We start from the raw sequence: 17,720 nt of genomic DNA, 5'->3' as shown, positions 1-17,720 counted from the left end.
TGCCGCGGGTGGTGCGCGCCGCGAGAACGGTCGGCCCGACGGTGGCGCGCCGGCGGCGCGCCGTTGTCTCCAATGTTGCCCGCAAGGTGGCCAGCGGCGCGGCGCGGGGAGGGCGGGCGTGACCGAGATCGACTGGCGCTACGTGCTGGGCCTGTTCGCGGACGGCGATTTCTGGCGTGCCGCCGGCACGGTGGTGCTGCTGTCGGCGCTGACCTGGTGCCTCGGGATCGGCTTCGGGCTGGGCCTCGCGCTCGGCAAGGCGTCGCGTTTCGCGCCGCTGCGGCTCGGCGCACGTGCCTACGTCTGGTTCTTCCGCAGCCTGCCGCTGCTGGTGCTGCTGATCTTCGTCTACAACCTGCCGCAGCTGGTGCCGGCGGCTTCGGGCGTGCTGTCCGATCCGTTCCGCGCCGGCCTCGTCGCGCTGGTCGCGAGCGAATCGGCCTATCTCGCGGAAATCCTGCGCGGCGGCCTGCTCGGCGTGCCGGCCGGGCAGCACGAGGCCGGCCGCGCGCTCGGCATCGGCTTCGTCGGGCGGCTGCGGCTGATCGTGGTGCCGCAGGCGTTCCGCCTCGCGCTGCCAAGCCTCGCCAATGAATTCATCACGATCGTCAAGCTGACCTCGCTGGTCTCGGTCATCTCGCTGGCCGAGATCCTGCTCGTCGGGCAGCGCCTCTACACGCAGAATTTCAAGGTACTCGACACGCTGATCGTGGTGGCCGCGTTCTACGTGGGAATCGTGACGGTGTTCAACGCGCTGGTCGGCGCGCTGGAGCGCCGGCTCGACGTCACGCGCGCGCGCGAACGCGCGGAGCCGCCGCCGCCGGATGCGCCGCGGCCGGCGCGGCCCGAGGCGCCGCCGCGCCGCGCGCTCGCGCCCGACAGCCCGGTGCTGATCGAAGTGGACGGCGTCTCGAAGCGGCTCGGCGCGCGCCGCGTGCTCGACGACGTGTCGCTGCGGGTCCGGCAGGGCGAGGTGGTGTCGATCATCGGGCCGTCGGGCTCCGGCAAGACCACGCTGTTTCGCACCTTCAACGGCCTGCAGGACATCGACGCGGGCCGCATCTCGTTCGACGGCCGGCCGTGGATCGACGCGACGGGGCCTGGCGAGGTGGGCGGCAATTCAGACGGCAATTCAGACGGCAACCCGGGCCGCAATCGCATCGCGCCGGATTTCCGCCGCCGCATCACCGGGATCGGCATGCTGTTCCAGAGCTTCAACCTGTTCCCGCATCTGAGCGTGCTGCAGAACGTGACGCTGGCGGTGCGCCATCACGGTCGTGCGCGCGGCGCCGCGGCGCGCGAGCTGGGCATGGCGGCGCTCGCGCGCGTCGAGATGCAGGCGCATGCGCACAAGTATCCGCACCAGCTATCGGGCGGCCAGCAGCAGCGCGTGGCGATCGCGCGCGCGCTGGCGATGGCGCCGCGCGTGATGCTGTTCGACGAACCGACCTCGGCGCTCGATCCGGAACTCGTCAACGAGGTGCTGCGCACCATCGAGGCGCTCGCCGAGAGCGGCATGACGATGGTGATCGTCACGCACGAAATGCGCTTCGCGCGGCGCATCTCGGATCGCATCGTGTTCATGGAGGACGGCCGCGTGGTGGCCGACGAGGCGCCGGCGACGCTGTTCGGCGGCGGCCATGCGCGCGTGGCGGCGTTCCTGCGGGAGTCCGCGCAGTAGTCGGAGCAGAATCGGAGCAGAATCGGAGCACTTCGCGGCGCCGGTCGCGGTGCTCATCGGAATTGAAAAAGGAAGGTGCAGGATGGAAGCAGTCGCGCCCGTGATCCACGACCCCGACGTCAGGCTCGGCGAACCGTATGGCGCCGCGGCCCGCATCGGCCTGATCGTGCTGTCGACCGACCCCGTCATCGAGCGCGATTTCCATCGCCTCGTGCCGGACGACCGGGTGGGCGTGTTCTCGACGCGCATCCCGCTGGAGACACCGAACAGCGACCGCACGTTCCTCGCGCTGGCCGACGAGCTGGAGGGCGCGGCGCGGCTGCTGATCCCCGATTCGCGGCTCGACGCGGTGGTGTTCGGCTGCACCTCGGCTTCCACGCTGATCGGGCCGCGGCGCGTGGCGGAGCTGGTGCAGCGCGGCCGGCCGGGCGTACCCGTCACGAACCCTGCCACGGCCGCGCTGGCGGCGCTGAACGCCCTGAACGCGCGGCGCGTCGCGCTCGTCACGCCCTACACGGCGGCGATGACGCGCAACGTGATGCGCTTTCTCGCCGACGGCGGCATCGAGCCGACCTCAGTGCGCATCGCCGGCTACGATACCGACCACGCGATCGGCTCGCTGCCGGAGGCGTTCTTCGTCGAGGCCGCGCTGGCGTCGCGGCTCGACGGCGCCGATGCGATCTTCATTTCCTGCACCGGCACCCGGGCGCTGAACGTGATCGACGAGATTGAGGCGCGCACCGGGCTGCCGGTGGTGGTCAGCAACCAGGCGGCCTTCTGGCACGCCCTGCGCCTCACCGGCTGGCGCGCCCCGATCTCGGGCCACGGCCGCCTGCTCAGCGAACCCAGGTGACAACCATGAGTGCAATCATGAGCGAGACCGTCGAACTGACCCGCGCGCTGATCGCGCAGGACACCATCGATCCGCCCGGCAACGAGCATCGCGCGGCGCGCGTCGTCGCCGAGGCGCTGCGCGCGGCCGGCATCGAGCCGCTGATCGAGGAGATCGCGCCGGGCCGCACCAACCTGGTCGCGCGGATTCGCGGCGCCGGCCAGCGTGCCGCGCTGGCGTTCTCGGCGCATTTCGACACGATCGGCGTGGCGCGCGAGCAGTGGCGCGTCGACCCGTTCGCGGGCGAGATCCGCGCCGGGCGGCTGTATGGCCGCGGCGCCGCCGACATGAAAGGCGGGATGGCGGCGATGACGGTGGCCGCGCTGAACCTGTGCCGGACCGGCTGGCGGCCGCGGGGCGACCTGCTGCTGACGTTCTCGGCGGCCGAGAACTCGAACTGCCTCGGCGCGCGCCGCCTGCTCGACGGCGGCCACTTCGAGGGCGTCGGCGCGCTGCTGATCTCGGAGCCCACCGGCAATCGCGCGTTCGTCACCGAGAAGGGCGCGCTGTGGCTGCGCGCGAGCGCGTGCGGCGACTACGGGCACAACGCGTTCTCGGAGGACCGCACGGGCGATCGCGGCAACGCGATCGTGCGGCTCGCGCGCTATCTCGACCGCGCGCACGACCTGCCACTCGCGGCGCCCGCGCATCGCCACGTCGGCGCGCCCACCATCAACGTCGGCACGATCCGCGGCGGGCTGGCGACGCCGCTGGTGCCGCCCGAGGCGTCGGCCGACATCGACGTGCGGCTGGTGCCGGGCCAGTCGCCCGAATCGGTGGTGGCGGCGTTTCGTGCGATTGCCGGACCGCACATCACGATCGAGCTGCTCGATTTCAAGCCGCCGGTGGACACGCCCGACGATCATCCGTTCGTGACGCAGTGCGTCGCGGCCTGCCGCGCGCAGGGCGTGGCCGAGCCGGGGCCGGCCGGCGTCGCCTATTACTCGGACGGCGCCGTGATCGCGCCCGCGCTGGGGCTGCCGATGGTGATCATCGGCCCGGGCGAGGTAGGCATGAGCGGCGCGATCGACGAATACGTCGAGCTCGACAAGCTGGAAGCGTCGGTGCGCATCTTCGAGCGCGTGGCCCGCGCGCACCTGGAATGAGCGCGCGGATCGCAGCCGCACCCGGCGCGCCGGCCCGGCGCCGAACGTTTCGATTATCCCGATCGTCCCGACCGTTGCCGAATGGAGCCGCCCGGCCATGATCCTGCCGCCGCTGAACGCCCTGCGTGCCTTCGAGGCCACCGCGCGCCTGAAGAGCCTGTCGCGCGCGGGCGAGGAACTGCACGTGACGCACGCCGCCGTGAGCGGCCAGATCAAGAAGCTCGAGACCTGGCTCGGCCGGCGCCTGTTCGAGCGCACCGGGCGCGGCGCCGTGCTGACCTCGGCCGGCGAGCAGTATTTCCACACGATCCAGCCGGCGCTGACGGCGATCTCGGCGGTGTCGCAGTCGCTGAGCATCAACCGCCACCGCAAGGGCATCTCGGTGGCCTGCATCCCGTCGGTCGCCGCGCGCTGGCTGATTCCGGCGCTGCCGCGTTTCACCGCGCTCTATCCCGACATCGCGATCGAGGTGTCGTATTCGCGCGCGCACGAGCTGTTCGATCCCGAGCGGCACGACGTGCTGATCACGCACCAGCACATCCCGTCGAAGAACATCGCGCACGCGATGCTGTTCTCGCGCACCAACAAGCCGGTGGCGAGCCCGCAGTATCTGGCGCAAAAGCGCTGCGACGCGCAGCTGAACCACGCCACGCTGCTGCACGACGAGTTCGTCTCGGCCTGGGAGGCCTGGTTCGAGGAAGCCGGCCTGCATCCCGAGGGGCTGGTCCATGGCCCCGTGTACCAGGACTTCAACCTGCTCGCGACGGCCGTGATCGCCGGGCACGGCGTGGCGCTGTGCCCCGTGGAGGTGTTCCGCCGCGAGCTCGCGCGCGGCGAGCTGGTGGTGCTCTCGGACGTGTCCACGCTCGACGATCACGGCTACTACCTTGTCTACGACCGGGAAAGCAGCCACGCCACGCAGGCGTTCTGCAAGTGGTTCATCGCGATTTGCGCCGAGGACCGCGACTGAGCCGCCATCGCTGGAACCTGCGGCTGGAACCCGCGGCTAGAACGTGTGCTGCATGCCCACGCCGTAGGTGCTGCCCGACGGGTTGCCCGAGAGCCGGTCATACGAGTAGACGACGTAGACCTGCGAGCGCTTCGACAGCGTGTAGTCGTAGGCGATGCTGGCCGTGTTGCGCGTGTCGCTGGCCGAGCGCGGCGCGCTGTGGCGCGTGCGCGCCCACTCGGCGAGGATCCGCGCGGCGGGCGACAGCGGCACGGTGAGGCCGAGTTCGTAGGTGTGCGAGCCGGTTTCGACGCCGGCGTTGCTGGTGATCTGCGCGGCGCCATAGAGCTTCACGAACTTCGCGTCGTAGGCCGCGCCGGCGAGGTAGAGCGTCTGCCCCGTCATCGGCGCGACCGCCGCGGTGCGGTCGCGCTGTGCCGAGAACACCGCCGTCCACGGCCCGCGCACGTAGGTCAGGTGCAGGCCGACGTCGTCCTTGCCCTGGTGTCCCGTGGTGCTGCTCACGCTGTAGATCGCGGTGCCGGTCAGGCCGCCGTAGCTCGGCGTGACGTATTCGACGGCGTTCTGCCAGACCGTGTCGCCGATCTGCGTGTTGTTGTAGCTCGCCGTGTAGGACTGCACGATCAGCGGCGAGAACACCACCGACGAGCCGAACGGATTGACGAGCTGCTGGTTCAGGTAGGTGGGGTTGGTCTGCTCGCCGAACTTCAGCGTGCCGAAGCCGCCCGTCAGGCCGACGTAGGCGTTGCGCGAGAACAGGCCGTCGGTGGTGTTGCGGCCCATCTGGCCGGTGTTCGGCCGGAAGAAGCTCTCGAGGCTGAAGACGGCCGCGTAGCCGCCGCCCAGATCCTCGCGGCCGCGAATCCCCCAGAACGAGGTGGTCAGGCCGCCGCCGCCTTCCTGCACGGTGCTGGCGCGCGCCGTGCTCAGCTTCGAGCTGTCGAGGTACATGCCGATCAGGCCGTACATCTGCACGGTCGAGGTGCTCAGCTGCGCGGCGCCGGCGTTGATCTGCGAGGGATCGGCGTGAGCCGCGCCGGCGCCGCCTGCGAGCCAGACGACGGTGGCGGCGCAGGTGGCGCAGGCAGGCGTGAAGCGCCGCGCGCGGCGGGCGAGGGCCGAGGGGGTGCGTTGCATGATTGTCTCCAGACGTTGTTATGGAACTGCGGTGATCGCGCCGCGTCGTCGCCGTGCTGGCGACGTACGCAGGCGTCCCCGCCGCGCGTGCCGTGGCAGGCGCGGGCAGGTAGGCGCCCGCCGTGAGCGGGTCGCCGGATGCGAGAGAAAAAGGGAGGGCGGCTGTCGGGCGGGCCGGGGCCGGGGGACGGGCTCAGCCGCCGCGGCGGCGCGACATTTCCTCGTTCAGCCGCTCGCGGTCGAGTTCGCGTTCCCAGGCCGAGACGACCAGCGTGGCCACGCCGTTGCCGATGGTGTTGGCGATCGCGAGGCCGGTGCCCATGAAACGATGGATGCCGAGGATCAGCACCATCCCCGAGACCGGGATGATCGGGAACACCAGCAGCGTGGAGGTCAGCATCACGAAGGCCGCGCCGGCCACGCCGCTTGCGCCCTTCGAGGTCAGCATCGCGACGCCCACCAGCGTGAGCTGCTGGGTCAGCGTGAGGTCGACGTTGAAGGCCTGGGCGATGAACAGCACGGCCATCGTCAGGTAGATGTTGGTGCCGTCGAGGTTGAACGAATAGCCGGCCGGGATCACGAGGCCCACCACCGATTTCGAGCAGCCGAGCCGTTCGAGCTTCTCGAGCATCTGCGGCAGCGCCGCCTCCGACGAGCTGGTGCCGAGCACGATCAGGATCTCCTCGCGGATGTAGCTCATGAAGCGCAGGATGCTGAAGCCGAGCAGCCGCGCGATCGCGCCGAGCACCACCACCACGAAGATCACCAGCGTGGCATAGAACGCGCCGATCAGCTTGAGCAGCGGCACCACCGCGCCGATCCCGTAGGTGCCGATGGTGAACGCGATCGAGCCGAACGCGCCGATCGCCGCCACCTTCATGATGATGTGGACGATGCCGAAGCAGGTCTGCGCGAACTGGTCGATCATCGTCACGAGCGGCCGGCCGCGTTCACCGGCGGCGGCCAGCGCCGCGCCGAACAGCACCGAGATCAGCAGGATCTGCAGCACGTTGCCGGTGGTGAACGCGCTCGTCATCGTCTCGGGGATGATGTGCATCAGGAACTCGACCGTGTTCTGCGCGTGCGCGGCGGTGGCATAGCCGGCCAGCGCCTTGGTGTCGATGGTCGCCGGATCGAGGTTGAAGCCGCGCCCCGGGTGGAACAGGTGGCCGGCCACGAGGCCGATCACGAGCGAGATGGTGGAGACCACCTCGAAGTAGAGCAGCGCCTTGCCGCCCACGCGCCCGACCTTCTTCATGTCGCCCATGCCGGCGATGCCGGTCACCACGGTGCAGAAGATGATCGGGCCGATCACCATCTTGATCAGCTTGATGAACGCGTCGCCGAGCGGCTTCATCTTGACGGCCAGCTCCGGCGCCAGATGGCCGAGCAGCACGCCGAGCACGATCGCCACCAGCACGTGGACGTAGAGCTTGCGGTAGAACGGCGTCTTCGCCTGTCGCCGCGGCGGGGTGATGGCTGCGCTGTCGTTCATGACGCCGCTCGCGCGAGGATGAGGGGGGCGTTGGGGTGCATCGTCGTCTCCTGATCGGGTAGATCGCGCGGGCGGCGGCTTGCATGCCGCCGTCCGGCGAGGCGGCCGCCTGATCCGGCGGCTCGTGTGTATTGTCGCAATTCGGTCGCAATTCTTCGGGGCGCCCCGGCATGGCGGCTTGGGAGCCGCCTGCCGGGCCTGCCGCGCGCGGCTCAGAAACCGTAGAGGCGCGCCGGGTTCGTCACCAGCAGCTGCTCGCGCAGGCCGGCGTCGGGGCAGAAGCGGAACAGCAGGTCGACCAGTTCGCCGTCGTTCGGCATGTCCTTGCTGATGTTCGGATGCGGCCAGTCGGTGCCCCACAGCACGCGATCCGGCGCGGCCTCGATCAGCGCGCTCGCGAACGGCGCGGCGTCGTCGAACGGCCGCTTGCCGGCCGAGACGCGTTCCGAGCCGCACACCTTGACCCAGGCGAGCGGGTTGCGCATCAGCTCGAGCAGCTGCCGGAACGGCTCCTGGTCGAGACCGGCCTCGGCGCGCACGCGGCCCATGTGGTCGATCACGAACGGCACCTCGATGCGAGCGATGCGCTCGGCGTACTGCACGATGTCCTGCGCGTCGAGGTGCAGCACCACGTGCCAGCCGAGCTGCTGGATGCGGCCGAGCACGCGGTCGAACACGTCGAGGTCGGGCGCGCCGCCCAGATGCGCGACGAAGTTGAAGCGCACGCCGCGCACGCCGTTGGCGTCGAGTTCGGCCAGTTGCGCGTCGGTCACGTCGCCGTCCACGATCGCCACGCCGCGATAGCGGCCCTGGCCGCGCGCGATCGCGTCGAGCATCGCGCGGTTGTCGGTGCCGTGGCAGCTCGCCTGCACGATCACGCCACGTTCGAGGCCGAGATGGTCGTGCAGCGCCACCAGCTGTTCGAACGGCGCGTCGGGCGGCGTGTAGCTGCGGTCGTCGGCATACGGGAAGGTGGCGGCCGGGCCGAACACGTGGCAGTGCGCGTCGCAGGCGCCGGCGGGCAGCGCGTGGGCCGGCTTGACGGGATGGGGATCGGGGGGCAGGCAGGATTTCATCAAACGGCGTCTCGTGGCTTCGGTATGGTGAGCCGGCCCGCGCGTGGCGTGGGGCCGGCCATGGCGGACGAATCCGGCAGTCAAATTGTGATGGCGCGGGTATCTGGCTACAATCGCCATACCCAACTATCTGCTATGTGAATTTCACATACCAAGGCCGCCATGGATCTCAAGCAGTTCGAGGCCTTCGTCCACGTCGCCGAGCTTGGCAGCTTCACGCGCGCGGCGATCACGCTCGACACCAACCAGCCCGCGCTGAGCCGGCTGGTGCGCCAGCTCGAGGTGGAATTGCGCCATACGCTGCTCGAACGCAACGGCCGCGGCGTGACGCCGACGCAGGCCGGGCAGCGCATGCTCGAACACGCCAAGGGCATCCTGCAGCAGGTGCAGCGCGCGCGGCAGGATCTCGACGCACTGCGCGGCGAGTCGGGCGGGCAGTTCGCGATCGGCATCACGCCGAGCTTCGCGAAGGTCGCCACGCACGGGCTGGTACACGGCTTTCGCGCGGCGTTTCCGGGCGCCACGATCTCGGTGGCGCAGGGCCTGTCCACGCACCTGATCGAATGGCTGATGATGGGGCGCATCGACGTCGCCGTGCTCTACGACACGTTCGACACGCCGCTCGTCGAGAAGCGCACGGTGTTCACGGAGGAACTGTTCCTGATCGGACCGGGCGGTGATGGGGAGGCCGAAGCCGGTGTCTCGACCAGCGCGGACGGCGCGGGCCTCGCGATCGGCGCGGCACCGGCGGCCGTGCCGCTGCGCGAGATCACGCGCTACCCGCTCGTGATCCCGGGGCGCATGCATGCGATCCGGCGCATGGTCGAGGCGGCGGCGGCCGAGCAGGGCGTGCGCCTGCGCATCGAGCTGGAGGTGGACGCGGTCGCCTCGATCCTCGACCTGGTCGACGAGGGGATCGGCTATGCGGTGCTGCCGCGCCGCGCGCTCGCGAGCGACCCGCTGCGCCGCCGCTTCCGCTCGCAGCGCATCACCGAGCCGTCGCTGTTCACGCGCCTCGCGATCGCCACGAGCACGAAGCACACGCTGTCGCAACTGGCGGTGGAGGCGATCGCGATGCTCGAGGCGCGCATCCTGCCGTTGTATGGCGAGGCGATTTGAGGCGAGGGCGGGGCGGCGGCGTATGACCTCGCGCCGACCCGCGCACGCGCTCAGCGCGCGGCCAGATCGAGATGGAGGAACTGGTTGAAATCGCTCGCCGTGTAATCGCCGAAGCCTTCGCCGCCGACGAAGCCATGGCGCCGGTACATCGCCAAGGCCGGCTCGAACGCCGCCCCCGAGCCGGTTTCGAGGCTCACGCGCGCGTAGCCGCGCTCACGGGCCAGCGCGAGCAGATGCCCGAGCAGCCGCGAGCCGACGCCGCGCCGCAGATGCGCGGCAGCGGTGCGCATCGACTTGATCTCGCCGTGCGTCGGCGAGAGTTCGCGCAGCGCGCCGCAGCCGAGCAGCGCGTCGCCGTCCCATGCCGTGAAGAACGCGATGTCGGGCCGCTGCAGGCCGGACAGGTCGAGCGCGAACACGCTGCCCGGCGGCGAGTCCGCCTGCATGCCCTGCAGATGCAGGCGCAGCAGGGCCGTCACCTGCGGATGGTCGAAGTCGCCCGGTTTGATGATCATGAAGGGAGTCGGTCGAGTGGCGGGATGAGGGAGGACGTGCGTGAGGCGGGGCAGGCCCCGCGCCAGTATCGCATTCGCGACGGCCCGACAGAAATCGGTCTTCGTTCTGTTTTTTGAAACGTCGCGCCAGGTCCGGCCACGCCCGCCGACTCAGCGCTCGCGCCGCGCGAAGTAATGCGCCGGCGAATCGCCGAACGCGCGCCGGAACATCGCGATGAAGTTGCTCGGCGTGGCGTAGCCGAGCGCGTCGGACACGTTCGCCACGCTCTCGCCGTTGGCGAGGCGTTCGAGCGCGAGCGTCAGGCGCGCCTGCTGCCGCCATTGCGCGAAGCTCGTGCCGGTCTCGGCCGCGAACAGCCGGCTCAGCGTGCGCGCCGACAGCCCGCCCCAGTCGGCCCACTGCTCCAGCGTGCGGCCGTCGTGCGGCTGCGCGAGGATGCGCTTCGTGATCCTCACCAGGCGCCGGTCGGCCGGCATCGGCAGATGCAGCGGCTCGTGCGGCGCGCGCCGCATCTCGTCGAGCAGCACGCGGCCGATGCGCGTCTCCTCGGCCGTCAGCGCGTCGCGTTCGCTCCAGGTCACGGCGCGCCGCACCAGCGCGCCCATCAGTTCGGTGATCGCGATCACGCAGGGCCGCTGCGGCAGCGCGCGGCTCGCGGCCGGCGAGATCACCACGCTCCAGCCGCTCAGCACGCCGCTGATCGCCACCTTGTGCGGTACGCCGGGCGGAATCCAGCCCGCGCGATTGGGCGGCAGCAGCCACGAGCCGTGCGGCGTGCGCACATGCGCGCAGCCGCTCTCGATGCAGAACACCTGGCCGCGCCGATGCTCGTGCCAGTCGATCTCGTGCGTGCCGAGCCGGTAGGCGTCGCCGTGCCGCTCGCCGCCGCGCAGCGCGATCAGCGCGGGGCCGTCCTCGCGCTCGCTCGGATCGGGCAGCGTGACGAGCGGCGCGGGGCGGCTCGCGGACGCCGTCGCCGAAGTTGCCGCTGACGTCGCGGCAGCCCCCGCCCCCGCGACCGCGCGCGAACGGGATCGGACGCGTGCGGGCGAGGCCGGCGAAGCGGGCACGGAACGGGATGAGGTCATGGCCGGAATTCATTATTTTTTGACCAAACAACATTATCAGCTTGGGTCGCGGCCGGCCAACAATATCGAGTATACCCGCCCAATCCGAAGGAGTGTCAGCGATGCTGAGCCAACCCACGCTGTCCGTGTTCGACGTGACCGAATTTCCGTTCGTCGTCGTGCGCAACGAGGCGATCGTCAGCGGCTACGCGCCGCGCTGGATCGACAACATGCAGATGCTGCTGCGCATCGGCACGCCGTTCGTGATGATCTTCCCGGCGGGCCGCCCCGAGGAAACGCACGAGGATCGCAAGCAGCGCGGCCTCTGGCTCAAGGAGAACCGCGACGTGCTGGCCGCGGTGTGCCGCGCGCTGATCACGATCGAGCCCGACGCGGCCGAGCGCGCGGCCGCGCAGGCCACCGCGCCCGGCATCGAGAAGGCGTTCGGCGTGCCCGTCGACGTGGTTGCCTCGCCCGACGAGGCCCGACAGGTCGCGCTGCGGCGCATGACCGAAACGGTCTGACGAACTGAACGGGCGCGTCGCGCCCGACCCGTGGCCGTCGATCTTCCGGCTGGCCGCCGCTTCATCCATCTGCCAGCTCCGCCGCGGGCGAGCGTAAAACTCCGCCGCCGCTCCCGCGGTATCCGCGCCGACAACCCCGCCGCGTCCGTCTTCTCACGACCCGTTCCCTCTCTCTGACGCCGGTCCCCCGGTCGTCGCGCGTCGCCTCGTCCTGAGGTTTTCCCTAGGCACGTCAGCCTTGACTTGTGCAAATTGGAACCTTAATTTTGCGCCTGTTCCTACATGTACTTTTATGAGGAACAGGCGGGTCGCCAGGCGGCCTCCATCCAATCGGCCACAAGGATTCACGATGTCCCTGCGTCTGCCGCGTGTCACGTTAGCGCTCGCCTTCGGTGCGTTGCCGCTCGTCGCCCACGCCGATTCGAGCGTCACGTTGTACGGCATCGTCGACGAGTTCTTCCAGTACGTGAACACGGGCAGCGGCTATACGGCCGGCGTCGGCTCGTCGGGCCAGTGGGCGAGTCGCATCGGCCTGCGCGGCCACGAGGATCTGGGCGCCGGCAATTACGTCGGCTTCGATCTGCAGAACGGCTTCAATCCGAACGACGGCAGCTTCGCCACGCCGGGCTCGATGTTCAACCGGCAGGCCTGGGTCGGCATCGGCGGCAACTGGGGCGAGGCGCGCATCGGCCGCCAGAACTCGCCGCTGTTCAACGACCAGGGCGGGCTCGACGCGTTCGGCGCGTCCACCCAGGCCTCGGGCTTCAGCAACATGATGACGTTCGTGGTGCGCACCAGCAACACGCTGTCGTACACCTCGCCGACGCTGGCCGGCCTGCAGTTCAGCGTCTACGTCGGCTTCGGCGACGCGGGCGGGCTGCGCTCGGGCGGCTCGAGCTACCAGGCCGACGTGACCTACGCGCACGGTCCGTTCTCGGCGGTGGCCGCCGCCCAGGCGGTGCGCAGCGCCGACAGCGGCACGCTCGACCGCACCGCCGAAGTGGGCGCCGGCTACCAGATCGGCAAGACCACCGTCTATCTCGGCTGGAGCGGCGCGAAGTGGGCCGACCTCGGCCTCGACGTGAACATCTACGGCGTCTCGGCGCTCTACCAGCTCACGTCCGCGCAGGCGCTGTCGTTCGGCGGCACCTACCTGCACGACGAAACCGGGCAGGGCGCCAACGCGAAGCAGCTCGCCGCGCTCTACACCTACACGCTGTCGAAGCGCACCTCGGTGTACGGCACGGTGTCGTTCCTGCAGAACCGCGGCACCGCCTCGTATCGGCTCGCCGGCTCGGCCAACGCGGGCCTGCCGCTCGCCTATCCGGGCTCGGACGCGCGCGGCTTCCAGCTCGGCATCGTGCATCGCTTCTGACGCGCCGCACCCGCACCCGCGCCCGCGCCCGCACCCGAGTCGTACCCGTACCCGAACCCGCTCCGCCACGCGCCAGCCATCGCCCGAACCTGATGTCCCTCATCCGAACCACGCCCGGACGCCACCTGTCGGCAAACCTGTGCATACTTGTACCTTTTGCGACGCGCGGCGCGCGCGCCGGTACGAGCCGGCGCGGCCGCGCGCCGATGGCTGACAGGAGACAGAAGATGGTTCGCAAACCGGCCAGGGCGTCCGACGTCGGGCGTTCGAAGGCACACATGGTCGCGGCGGCGCTCGAGCGCGACATCCTGAGCGGACGGCTGCCGCACGGCGGCCAGCTGGAAAGCGAGAGCGAGCTGGTGGAGCGCTTCGCGGTGAGCCGCAACACGGTCCGCAAGGGCCTCGACCTGCTGACGACGAGCGGCCTCATCACGCGGCGCGGCGGCATCGGCTCGTTCGTCACGTTCCACGGGCAGACCATCGACGGTTCGCTCGGCTGGAGCACCGCGCTCGAACGCGCGGGCGGCAGCACGCAGACCAAGCTGCTGCAGCTCGCGATCGTCGACGACGAGGCGCTCGCGCACGAGCTCGGTCTCGCCTCGCCGCGCTTCGTCGCGATCGACCGGATGCGGCTGATGGGCGAGGGCGCCGCGATCTCGCTCGAACGCAGCCGCCTGCCGTTCTCGGACGAACTCGCCGCGCTGCCGCTTGAAGGGCTGGTGGGCGGCTCGCTGTACCGCACGCTCGCGCAGCACGGCATCGTCGCCGACCACGGCGAGCAGTGGGCCGAGGTGGTCGCGCTCGAGGCCGACGACGCGAAGCGGCTCAAGCGCCGCGCCGGCACGCCGTTCCTGCGCTCGCGGCGCCTCACGCGCGATCGCGACGACCGGATCATGGAGTACGTCGTGAGCCTGCTCGATCCCGCCCACTTTGCCCTGCACCTGGAATTCTGATGTCGAACCCCCGCACCGATTCTCCTTCCACGACCGCCGACGCCGCCCGCTTCGACCGCGCGCGCGGCGCGTTCTACGGCCTCGCGCTCGGCGACGCGTTCGGCATGCCCACCCAGTCGCTGAGCCGCGAGGCGATCCGCGCGCGGTTCGGCCGCATCACGCAGCTCGTCGATGCCGGCCCGGACCAGCCGATCGCGCCGAACCTGCGCGCCGGCTCGATCACCGACGACACCGAGCAGGCCGTGCTGGTCGCGCAGCTGCTGGTGGACGGCCGCGGCACGATCGCGCCGCTCGAATTCGCGCGCCGGCTGATCGCCTGGGAAGCGGACATGAAGGCGCGCGGCTCGCTCGACCTGCTCGGGCCGTCCACGCGGCGCGCCACCCAGGCGATCGTCGACGGCGAGGACGTGACGCGCGCGGGCCGCTTCGGCACCACCAACGGCGCGGCGATGCGCGTGACGCCGGTGGGCATCGCCACGCCGCTCGACGCGCCCGAGGCGTTCGTCGACGCGGTGGTCGGCTCGTGCCTCGTCACGCACAACACCACGCTCGGCATCGCCGGCGCGGCCGCGGTGGCGGCCGCGGTATCGGCCGGCATCGACGGCGCGCCGCTCGCCGAGGCGCTCGAGGCCGGCGCCGTGTTCGCCGAGCTCGGCGAGCGGCGCGGCTACTGGGTGGCCGGCGCGCGGATCGGCGCACGGATCCGCTGGGCCGCCGAGCTGGCCGCGCAGCACACGGGCGAGGCGCTCGCGGGCTGGCTCGTCGACGTGGTCGGCACCTCGGTCGCCTCGCAGGAATCGGTGGTGGCCGCCTTCGCGCTCGCGCACGACGCCGCGCGCCGCGCCACCCGCATCGCCGACTCGCTCGCCACCGCCGCGAGCCTCGGCGGCGACACCGACACCATTGCCGCGATGCTCGGCGCGATGCTCGGCGCCTGCGCCGGCTACGACGCGCTGCCGCGCGAATCCGTCGAGACCGTGCGCCGCGTCAGCGCGCTCGATCTCGATGCCCTGACCCGGCAGTTGCTCGCGCTGCGCACCGCGCGCGGCTAGGCGACCGCCCAACCCGCCCCAGGAGACTGTAGATGGCATCGACCCGCCCACCCGCCCACGCCGGCAAGATCGAGGCGCGCGGCATCGAACCCGTGCCCGCCGACGAATGCCGCGGCCATCCGCTGCAACTGTTCTGGGTCTGGTTCGCCGCGAACATCAGCATCCTGGGGCTGCCGCTCGGCGCGACGCTGGTGGCGTTCCAGCATCTCGCGATCTGGCAGGCGGCGCTGGTGGCGGTGCTCGGCGCGGCCGGCTCGTTCGCGCTGGTCGGGGTGATCTCGATCGCGGGACGGCGCGGCCACGCGCCGAGCCTGACGCTCTCGCGCGCCGTGTTCGGCATGCGCGGCAACATCGGCCCGACCATCGTCTCGCTGCTCTCGCGGCTCGGCTGGGAGACCGTCAACACCACCACCGGCGCCTACGTGCTGCTCTCGCTCGGCTCGATCGTGTTCGGCAGCCCGGCCGACGCGAAGGCCGCGCCGCTGCTCACGCTCGTGTTCATCGCGATCTTCGTGGCGGCCACGCTGGTGGTTTCGGGGCTCGGCCACGCCACGCTGCTGGTGATCCAGAAGTGGTCGACCTGGATCTTCGGCGCGCTGAACCTGGTGGTGGCCGCGTTCCTCGCCGAGTCGATCGACTGGCAGGCCGTTTTCGCCGCGGCGCCGGCGCCGGCCAGCGCGGTGATCATCGGGATCGGCACGATCGCGGCCGGCACCGGCATCGGCTGGGCCAACGCCGGCGCGGACATGTCGCGCTACCAGGCGCGCGACGTGAAGGGCGGCGCGCTGGTGGCCTCGGCCGCGTTCGGCGCCGGCATCCCGCTGGTGCTGCTCGTCACGCTCGGCGCGCTGTTGTCGGTGGGCAACGACCGGCTTGCCTCGGCCACCGATCCGATCGCCGCGATTCGCGATCTGCTGCCGCACTGGATGGCGATCCCGTACCTGATCGCCGCGTTCGGCGGGCTGCTGCTGTCGAACTATCTGTCGGTCTATTCGGCCGGGCTCACCACGCTGACGCTGGGCCTCAAGGTGCGGCGCGTGCAGGCGGTGGTGGTGGACATCGTCGCGATCAGCACCGGCTCGGTCTACTTCATGCTGATCGAGGGCAGCTTCTACGGTCCGTTCATCGGCTTCATCTCGCTGCTCGCGGTGCCGATCACGGCCTGGGTCGGGATCTTCATCGTCGACCTGTTCGGGCGCGAGACCTACGACGCCGCCGCGCTGCTCGACGTGAGCCCGCGCAGCGCCTACTGGTATCGCGGCGGCATCGAATGGCGCGCGTTCGGCGCCTGGGCGATCGCGATCGTGCTCGGCTTCTGCTTCCTGTCGATCGGCGCGCACGGCTTCCACGGGCCGTTCGCCGACACCTGGCTCGGCCGCAACGGGCTCGGCTGGATCGTTACGTTCGTGGTCGGCGGCGGGCTCTACGCGCTGCTCGGCGGCGCGCGGCGCGCGCGCGGACTGCGGGAGGGCACGGCATGAGCGCGCAGCCCCGTCTGATCCATACCGGGCAGGTGCTGGTGGACCTGATCATGCGCGTCGGCGCGCTGCCGCCGCCGGGCGGCGACGTGCTGGCCGACGACGCGCGCTTCGAGGTGGGCGGCGGCTTCAACGTGATGGCCGCCGCGCGGCGCAGCGGCATGACGGTGGTCTACGCGGGCGGCCACGGCAGCGGCCGCTTCGGCGAGATGGTGCGCGCCACGCTGGCGGCCGAGGGCGTGACGCCGGCCGCGCCGCGCGTGGCCGGGCACGACACCGGCATCTGCGTGGCGCTGGTCGACGCCACCGCCGAGCGTACCTTCGTCACGCACCTCGGCGCCGAGGCGCGGCTGGAGCGCGGCGTGCTCGACGCGCTGGCCGTGACGCCGCGCGATATCGTCTATGTGAGCGGCTACAGCCTCTGCGTTCCCGACAAGGCGGCGGTGCTGGTGGACTGGCTGGAAGCGCTGCCGCGCGACACGCGCGTTGCCTTCGATCCGGGGCCGCTCGTCGCCACGATCGAGCCGGCGCTGCTCGCGCGCGTGATGCGATGCACGCGGATCTGGACCGGCAACCGCGAGGAAGCGCTGCGCGAGGCGCGGTGCGACACGGCCGAGGCGGCGCTCGCCGCGATCGCGGCACGGCTGCCGGCCGACGCGCTGACGCTGGTGCGCGACGGCGAGCACGGCTGCCTGCTGGCGTGCGAGGGGCAGGTCACGCGCGTGGACGGCTTCGCGGTGACGGCCGTCGACAGCAATGGCGCCGGCGACGCGCATACCGGCGTGCTGCTCGCCGCGCTCGCCGAAGGCACCGCGCCGGCCGCCGCCGCGCACCGCGCAAACGCGGCCGCGGCGCTCGCGGTCACGCGCTTCGGGCCGGCCACGGCGCCGTCGCGCGCCGAGATCGACGCGCTCGTGGCCGGCGCCTGAGCCGGCGTGCGGGCTGGCCCGGGCCGGCGTCGCGGCCCGTCGATTGACCCGTCGAGTGACCCGTCGAGTGACCCGTCGAGTGGCGGGCAAGCGCGACCAGCGCGGTTCGTCGGCGGCCGTGACGGTCGTGACGAGCCGTGAGGCGGATCCCGATGCCGGCCGTCATGCCGGTCGCGCCGCTTCGAACGATCGGCCCGCCCGCGCCCGACGCGCCGCTTCACCATCCGCACGCAACCCGATTCCTGGTATTGATACGTTTGCAAGCGCAGATTCACGACACCGCCGCTACAATACGCGCGCCGCAAGGCAAACGATCGGCAAACGATCGAACCATACGCCCCGCATGCGTC

Annotated in this window: 16 protein-coding genes; 11 read left to right on the top strand and 5 right to left on the bottom strand. The window is 71.0% G+C overall.

Annotated features, from left to right (window positions below):
- Positions 1-118: 118 nt before the first annotated feature.
- The 4 genes from BpN12_RS27390 (at position 119) to BpN12_RS27375 (ending at position 4,649) form a co-directional block, all read left to right on the top strand.
- A complete protein-coding gene (locus BpN12_RS27390) occupies positions 119-1,681 on the top strand; it encodes an amino acid ABC transporter permease/ATP-binding protein (RefSeq protein ID WP_246795332.1) in 1,563 nt (520 codons plus the stop codon).
- A gap of 82 nt (positions 1,682-1,763) precedes the next feature.
- Positions 1,764-2,534, top strand: coding sequence for a maleate cis-trans isomerase family protein (locus BpN12_RS27385; RefSeq protein ID WP_246795331.1), 771 nt, complete (start codon positions 1,764-1,766; stop codon positions 2,532-2,534).
- A gap of 5 nt (positions 2,535-2,539) precedes the next feature.
- Entirely contained in the window at positions 2,540-3,679 is a 1,140-nt protein-coding gene (locus BpN12_RS27380) for a M20 family metallopeptidase (protein WP_246795330.1), read from the top strand.
- A 97-nt stretch (positions 3,680-3,776) separates the two neighbouring features.
- Positions 3,777-4,649 carry a LysR substrate-binding domain-containing protein gene (locus tag BpN12_RS27375; RefSeq protein WP_246795329.1) on the top strand — a complete coding sequence of 291 codons (873 nt, stop codon included), beginning with the start codon at positions 3,777-3,779 and terminating at the stop codon, positions 4,647-4,649.
- Between the two features lie 36 nt (positions 4,650-4,685).
- Here BpN12_RS27375 and BpN12_RS27370 read toward each other — a convergent pair whose 3' ends face one another.
- The 3 genes from BpN12_RS27370 to BpN12_RS27360 all read right to left on the bottom strand — a co-directional run bounded on the left by BpN12_RS27370 (position 4,686) and on the right by BpN12_RS27360 (position 8,357).
- Complete coding sequence (locus BpN12_RS27370; RefSeq protein ID WP_246795328.1) at positions 4,686-5,786, bottom strand: porin; 1,101 nt, start codon at positions 5,784-5,786, stop codon at positions 4,686-4,688.
- Between the two features lie 193 nt (positions 5,787-5,979).
- Positions 5,980-7,281 carry a dicarboxylate/amino acid:cation symporter gene (locus BpN12_RS27365; RefSeq protein WP_246795327.1) on the bottom strand — a complete coding sequence of 434 codons (1,302 nt, stop codon included), beginning with the start codon at positions 7,279-7,281 and terminating at the stop codon, positions 5,980-5,982.
- A 212-nt stretch (positions 7,282-7,493) separates the two neighbouring features.
- A complete protein-coding gene (locus BpN12_RS27360) occupies positions 7,494-8,357 on the bottom strand; it encodes an amidohydrolase family protein (protein ID WP_246795326.1) in 864 nt (287 codons plus the stop codon).
- A 162-nt stretch (positions 8,358-8,519) separates the two neighbouring features.
- On the opposite strand from BpN12_RS27360, the gene BpN12_RS27355 reads away from it, so the two are divergent.
- The gene (locus BpN12_RS27355) at positions 8,520-9,476 is read left to right on the top strand and encodes a LysR family transcriptional regulator (RefSeq protein ID WP_246795325.1); all 957 of its coding nucleotides are present in this window, start codon (positions 8,520-8,522) and stop codon (positions 9,474-9,476) included.
- A gap of 50 nt (positions 9,477-9,526) precedes the next feature.
- Here BpN12_RS27355 and BpN12_RS27350 read toward each other — a convergent pair whose 3' ends face one another.
- Positions 9,527-9,991 carry a GNAT family N-acetyltransferase gene (locus tag BpN12_RS27350; RefSeq protein ID WP_246795324.1) on the bottom strand — a complete coding sequence of 155 codons (465 nt, stop codon included), beginning with the start codon at positions 9,989-9,991 and terminating at the stop codon, positions 9,527-9,529.
- 150 nt (positions 9,992-10,141) lie between these two features.
- A complete protein-coding gene (locus BpN12_RS27345; protein WP_246795323.1) occupies positions 10,142-11,080 on the bottom strand; it encodes an AraC family transcriptional regulator in 939 nt (312 codons plus the stop codon).
- A gap of 101 nt (positions 11,081-11,181) precedes the next feature.
- Here BpN12_RS27345 and BpN12_RS27340 point away from each other — a divergent pair, with 101 nt between their 5' ends.
- From BpN12_RS27340 to BpN12_RS27315, 6 genes are all read left to right on the top strand, one after another.
- Positions 11,182-11,583 (top strand): hypothetical protein, encoded by a 402-nt coding sequence (locus BpN12_RS27340; protein ID WP_246795322.1) that lies wholly within the window; start codon positions 11,182-11,184, stop codon positions 11,581-11,583.
- 349 nt (positions 11,584-11,932) lie between these two features.
- Positions 11,933-12,958, top strand: a complete 1,026-nt coding sequence (locus tag BpN12_RS27335; RefSeq protein ID WP_246795321.1) for a porin — start codon at positions 11,933-11,935, stop codon at positions 12,956-12,958.
- 227 nt (positions 12,959-13,185) lie between these two features.
- A complete protein-coding gene (locus BpN12_RS27330; protein WP_246795320.1) occupies positions 13,186-13,911 on the top strand; it encodes a GntR family transcriptional regulator in 726 nt (241 codons plus the stop codon).
- Positions 13,911-14,963: an ADP-ribosylglycohydrolase family protein gene (locus tag BpN12_RS27325; protein WP_246795319.1), complete on the top strand. Its 1,053-nt coding sequence runs from the start codon at positions 13,911-13,913 to the stop codon at positions 14,961-14,963. The genes BpN12_RS27330 and BpN12_RS27325 overlap by 1 nt, the downstream gene beginning before the upstream one ends.
- Positions 14,964-14,995: 32 nt before the next feature.
- Positions 14,996-16,444, top strand: coding sequence for a purine-cytosine permease family protein (locus tag BpN12_RS27320; RefSeq protein ID WP_246795318.1), 1,449 nt, complete (start codon positions 14,996-14,998; stop codon positions 16,442-16,444).
- The gene (locus BpN12_RS27315; RefSeq protein ID WP_246795317.1) at positions 16,441-17,370 is read left to right on the top strand and encodes a PfkB family carbohydrate kinase; all 930 of its coding nucleotides are present in this window, start codon (positions 16,441-16,443) and stop codon (positions 17,368-17,370) included. The genes BpN12_RS27320 and BpN12_RS27315 overlap by 4 nt, the downstream gene beginning before the upstream one ends.
- Positions 17,371-17,720 lie beyond the last annotated feature (350 nt).

The sequence above is a fragment of the Burkholderia perseverans genome (assembly GCF_022870505.1).
In the GTDB taxonomy this organism is placed as follows: domain Bacteria; phylum Pseudomonadota; class Gammaproteobacteria; order Burkholderiales; family Burkholderiaceae; genus Burkholderia; species Burkholderia plantarii.
This window is presented reverse-complemented; position numbering and strand designations above follow the sequence as displayed.

Coding starts and splice junctions, on each gene's coding strand:
- BpN12_RS27385 (WP_246795331.1), top strand. CDS start 1,764: ATGGAAGCAGTCGCGCCCGTGATCCACGACCCCGACGTCAGGCTCGGC.
- BpN12_RS27380 (WP_246795330.1), top strand. CDS start 2,540: ATGAGTGCAATCATGAGCGAGACCGTCGAACTGACCCGCGCGCTGATC.
- BpN12_RS27375 (WP_246795329.1), top strand. CDS start 3,777: ATGATCCTGCCGCCGCTGAACGCCCTGCGTGCCTTCGAGGCCACCGCG.
- BpN12_RS27370 (WP_246795328.1), bottom strand. CDS start 5,786: ATGCAACGCACCCCCTCGGCCCTCGCCCGCCGCGCGCGGCGCTTCACG.
- BpN12_RS27365 (WP_246795327.1), bottom strand. CDS start 7,281: ATGAACGACAGCGCAGCCATCACCCCGCCGCGGCGACAGGCGAAGACG.
- BpN12_RS27360 (WP_246795326.1), bottom strand. CDS start 8,357: ATGAAATCCTGCCTGCCCCCCGATCCCCATCCCGTCAAGCCGGCCCAC.
- BpN12_RS27355 (WP_246795325.1), top strand. CDS start 8,520: ATGGATCTCAAGCAGTTCGAGGCCTTCGTCCACGTCGCCGAGCTTGGC.
- BpN12_RS27350 (WP_246795324.1), bottom strand. CDS start 9,991: ATGATCATCAAACCGGGCGACTTCGACCATCCGCAGGTGACGGCCCTG.
- BpN12_RS27345 (WP_246795323.1), bottom strand. CDS start 11,080: ATGACCTCATCCCGTTCCGTGCCCGCTTCGCCGGCCTCGCCCGCACGC.
- BpN12_RS27340 (WP_246795322.1), top strand. CDS start 11,182: ATGCTGAGCCAACCCACGCTGTCCGTGTTCGACGTGACCGAATTTCCG.
- BpN12_RS27335 (WP_246795321.1), top strand. CDS start 11,933: ATGTCCCTGCGTCTGCCGCGTGTCACGTTAGCGCTCGCCTTCGGTGCG.
- BpN12_RS27330 (WP_246795320.1), top strand. CDS start 13,186: ATGGTTCGCAAACCGGCCAGGGCGTCCGACGTCGGGCGTTCGAAGGCA.
- BpN12_RS27325 (WP_246795319.1), top strand. CDS start 13,911: ATGTCGAACCCCCGCACCGATTCTCCTTCCACGACCGCCGACGCCGCC.
- BpN12_RS27320 (WP_246795318.1), top strand. CDS start 14,996: ATGGCATCGACCCGCCCACCCGCCCACGCCGGCAAGATCGAGGCGCGC.
- BpN12_RS27315 (WP_246795317.1), top strand. CDS start 16,441: ATGAGCGCGCAGCCCCGTCTGATCCATACCGGGCAGGTGCTGGTGGAC.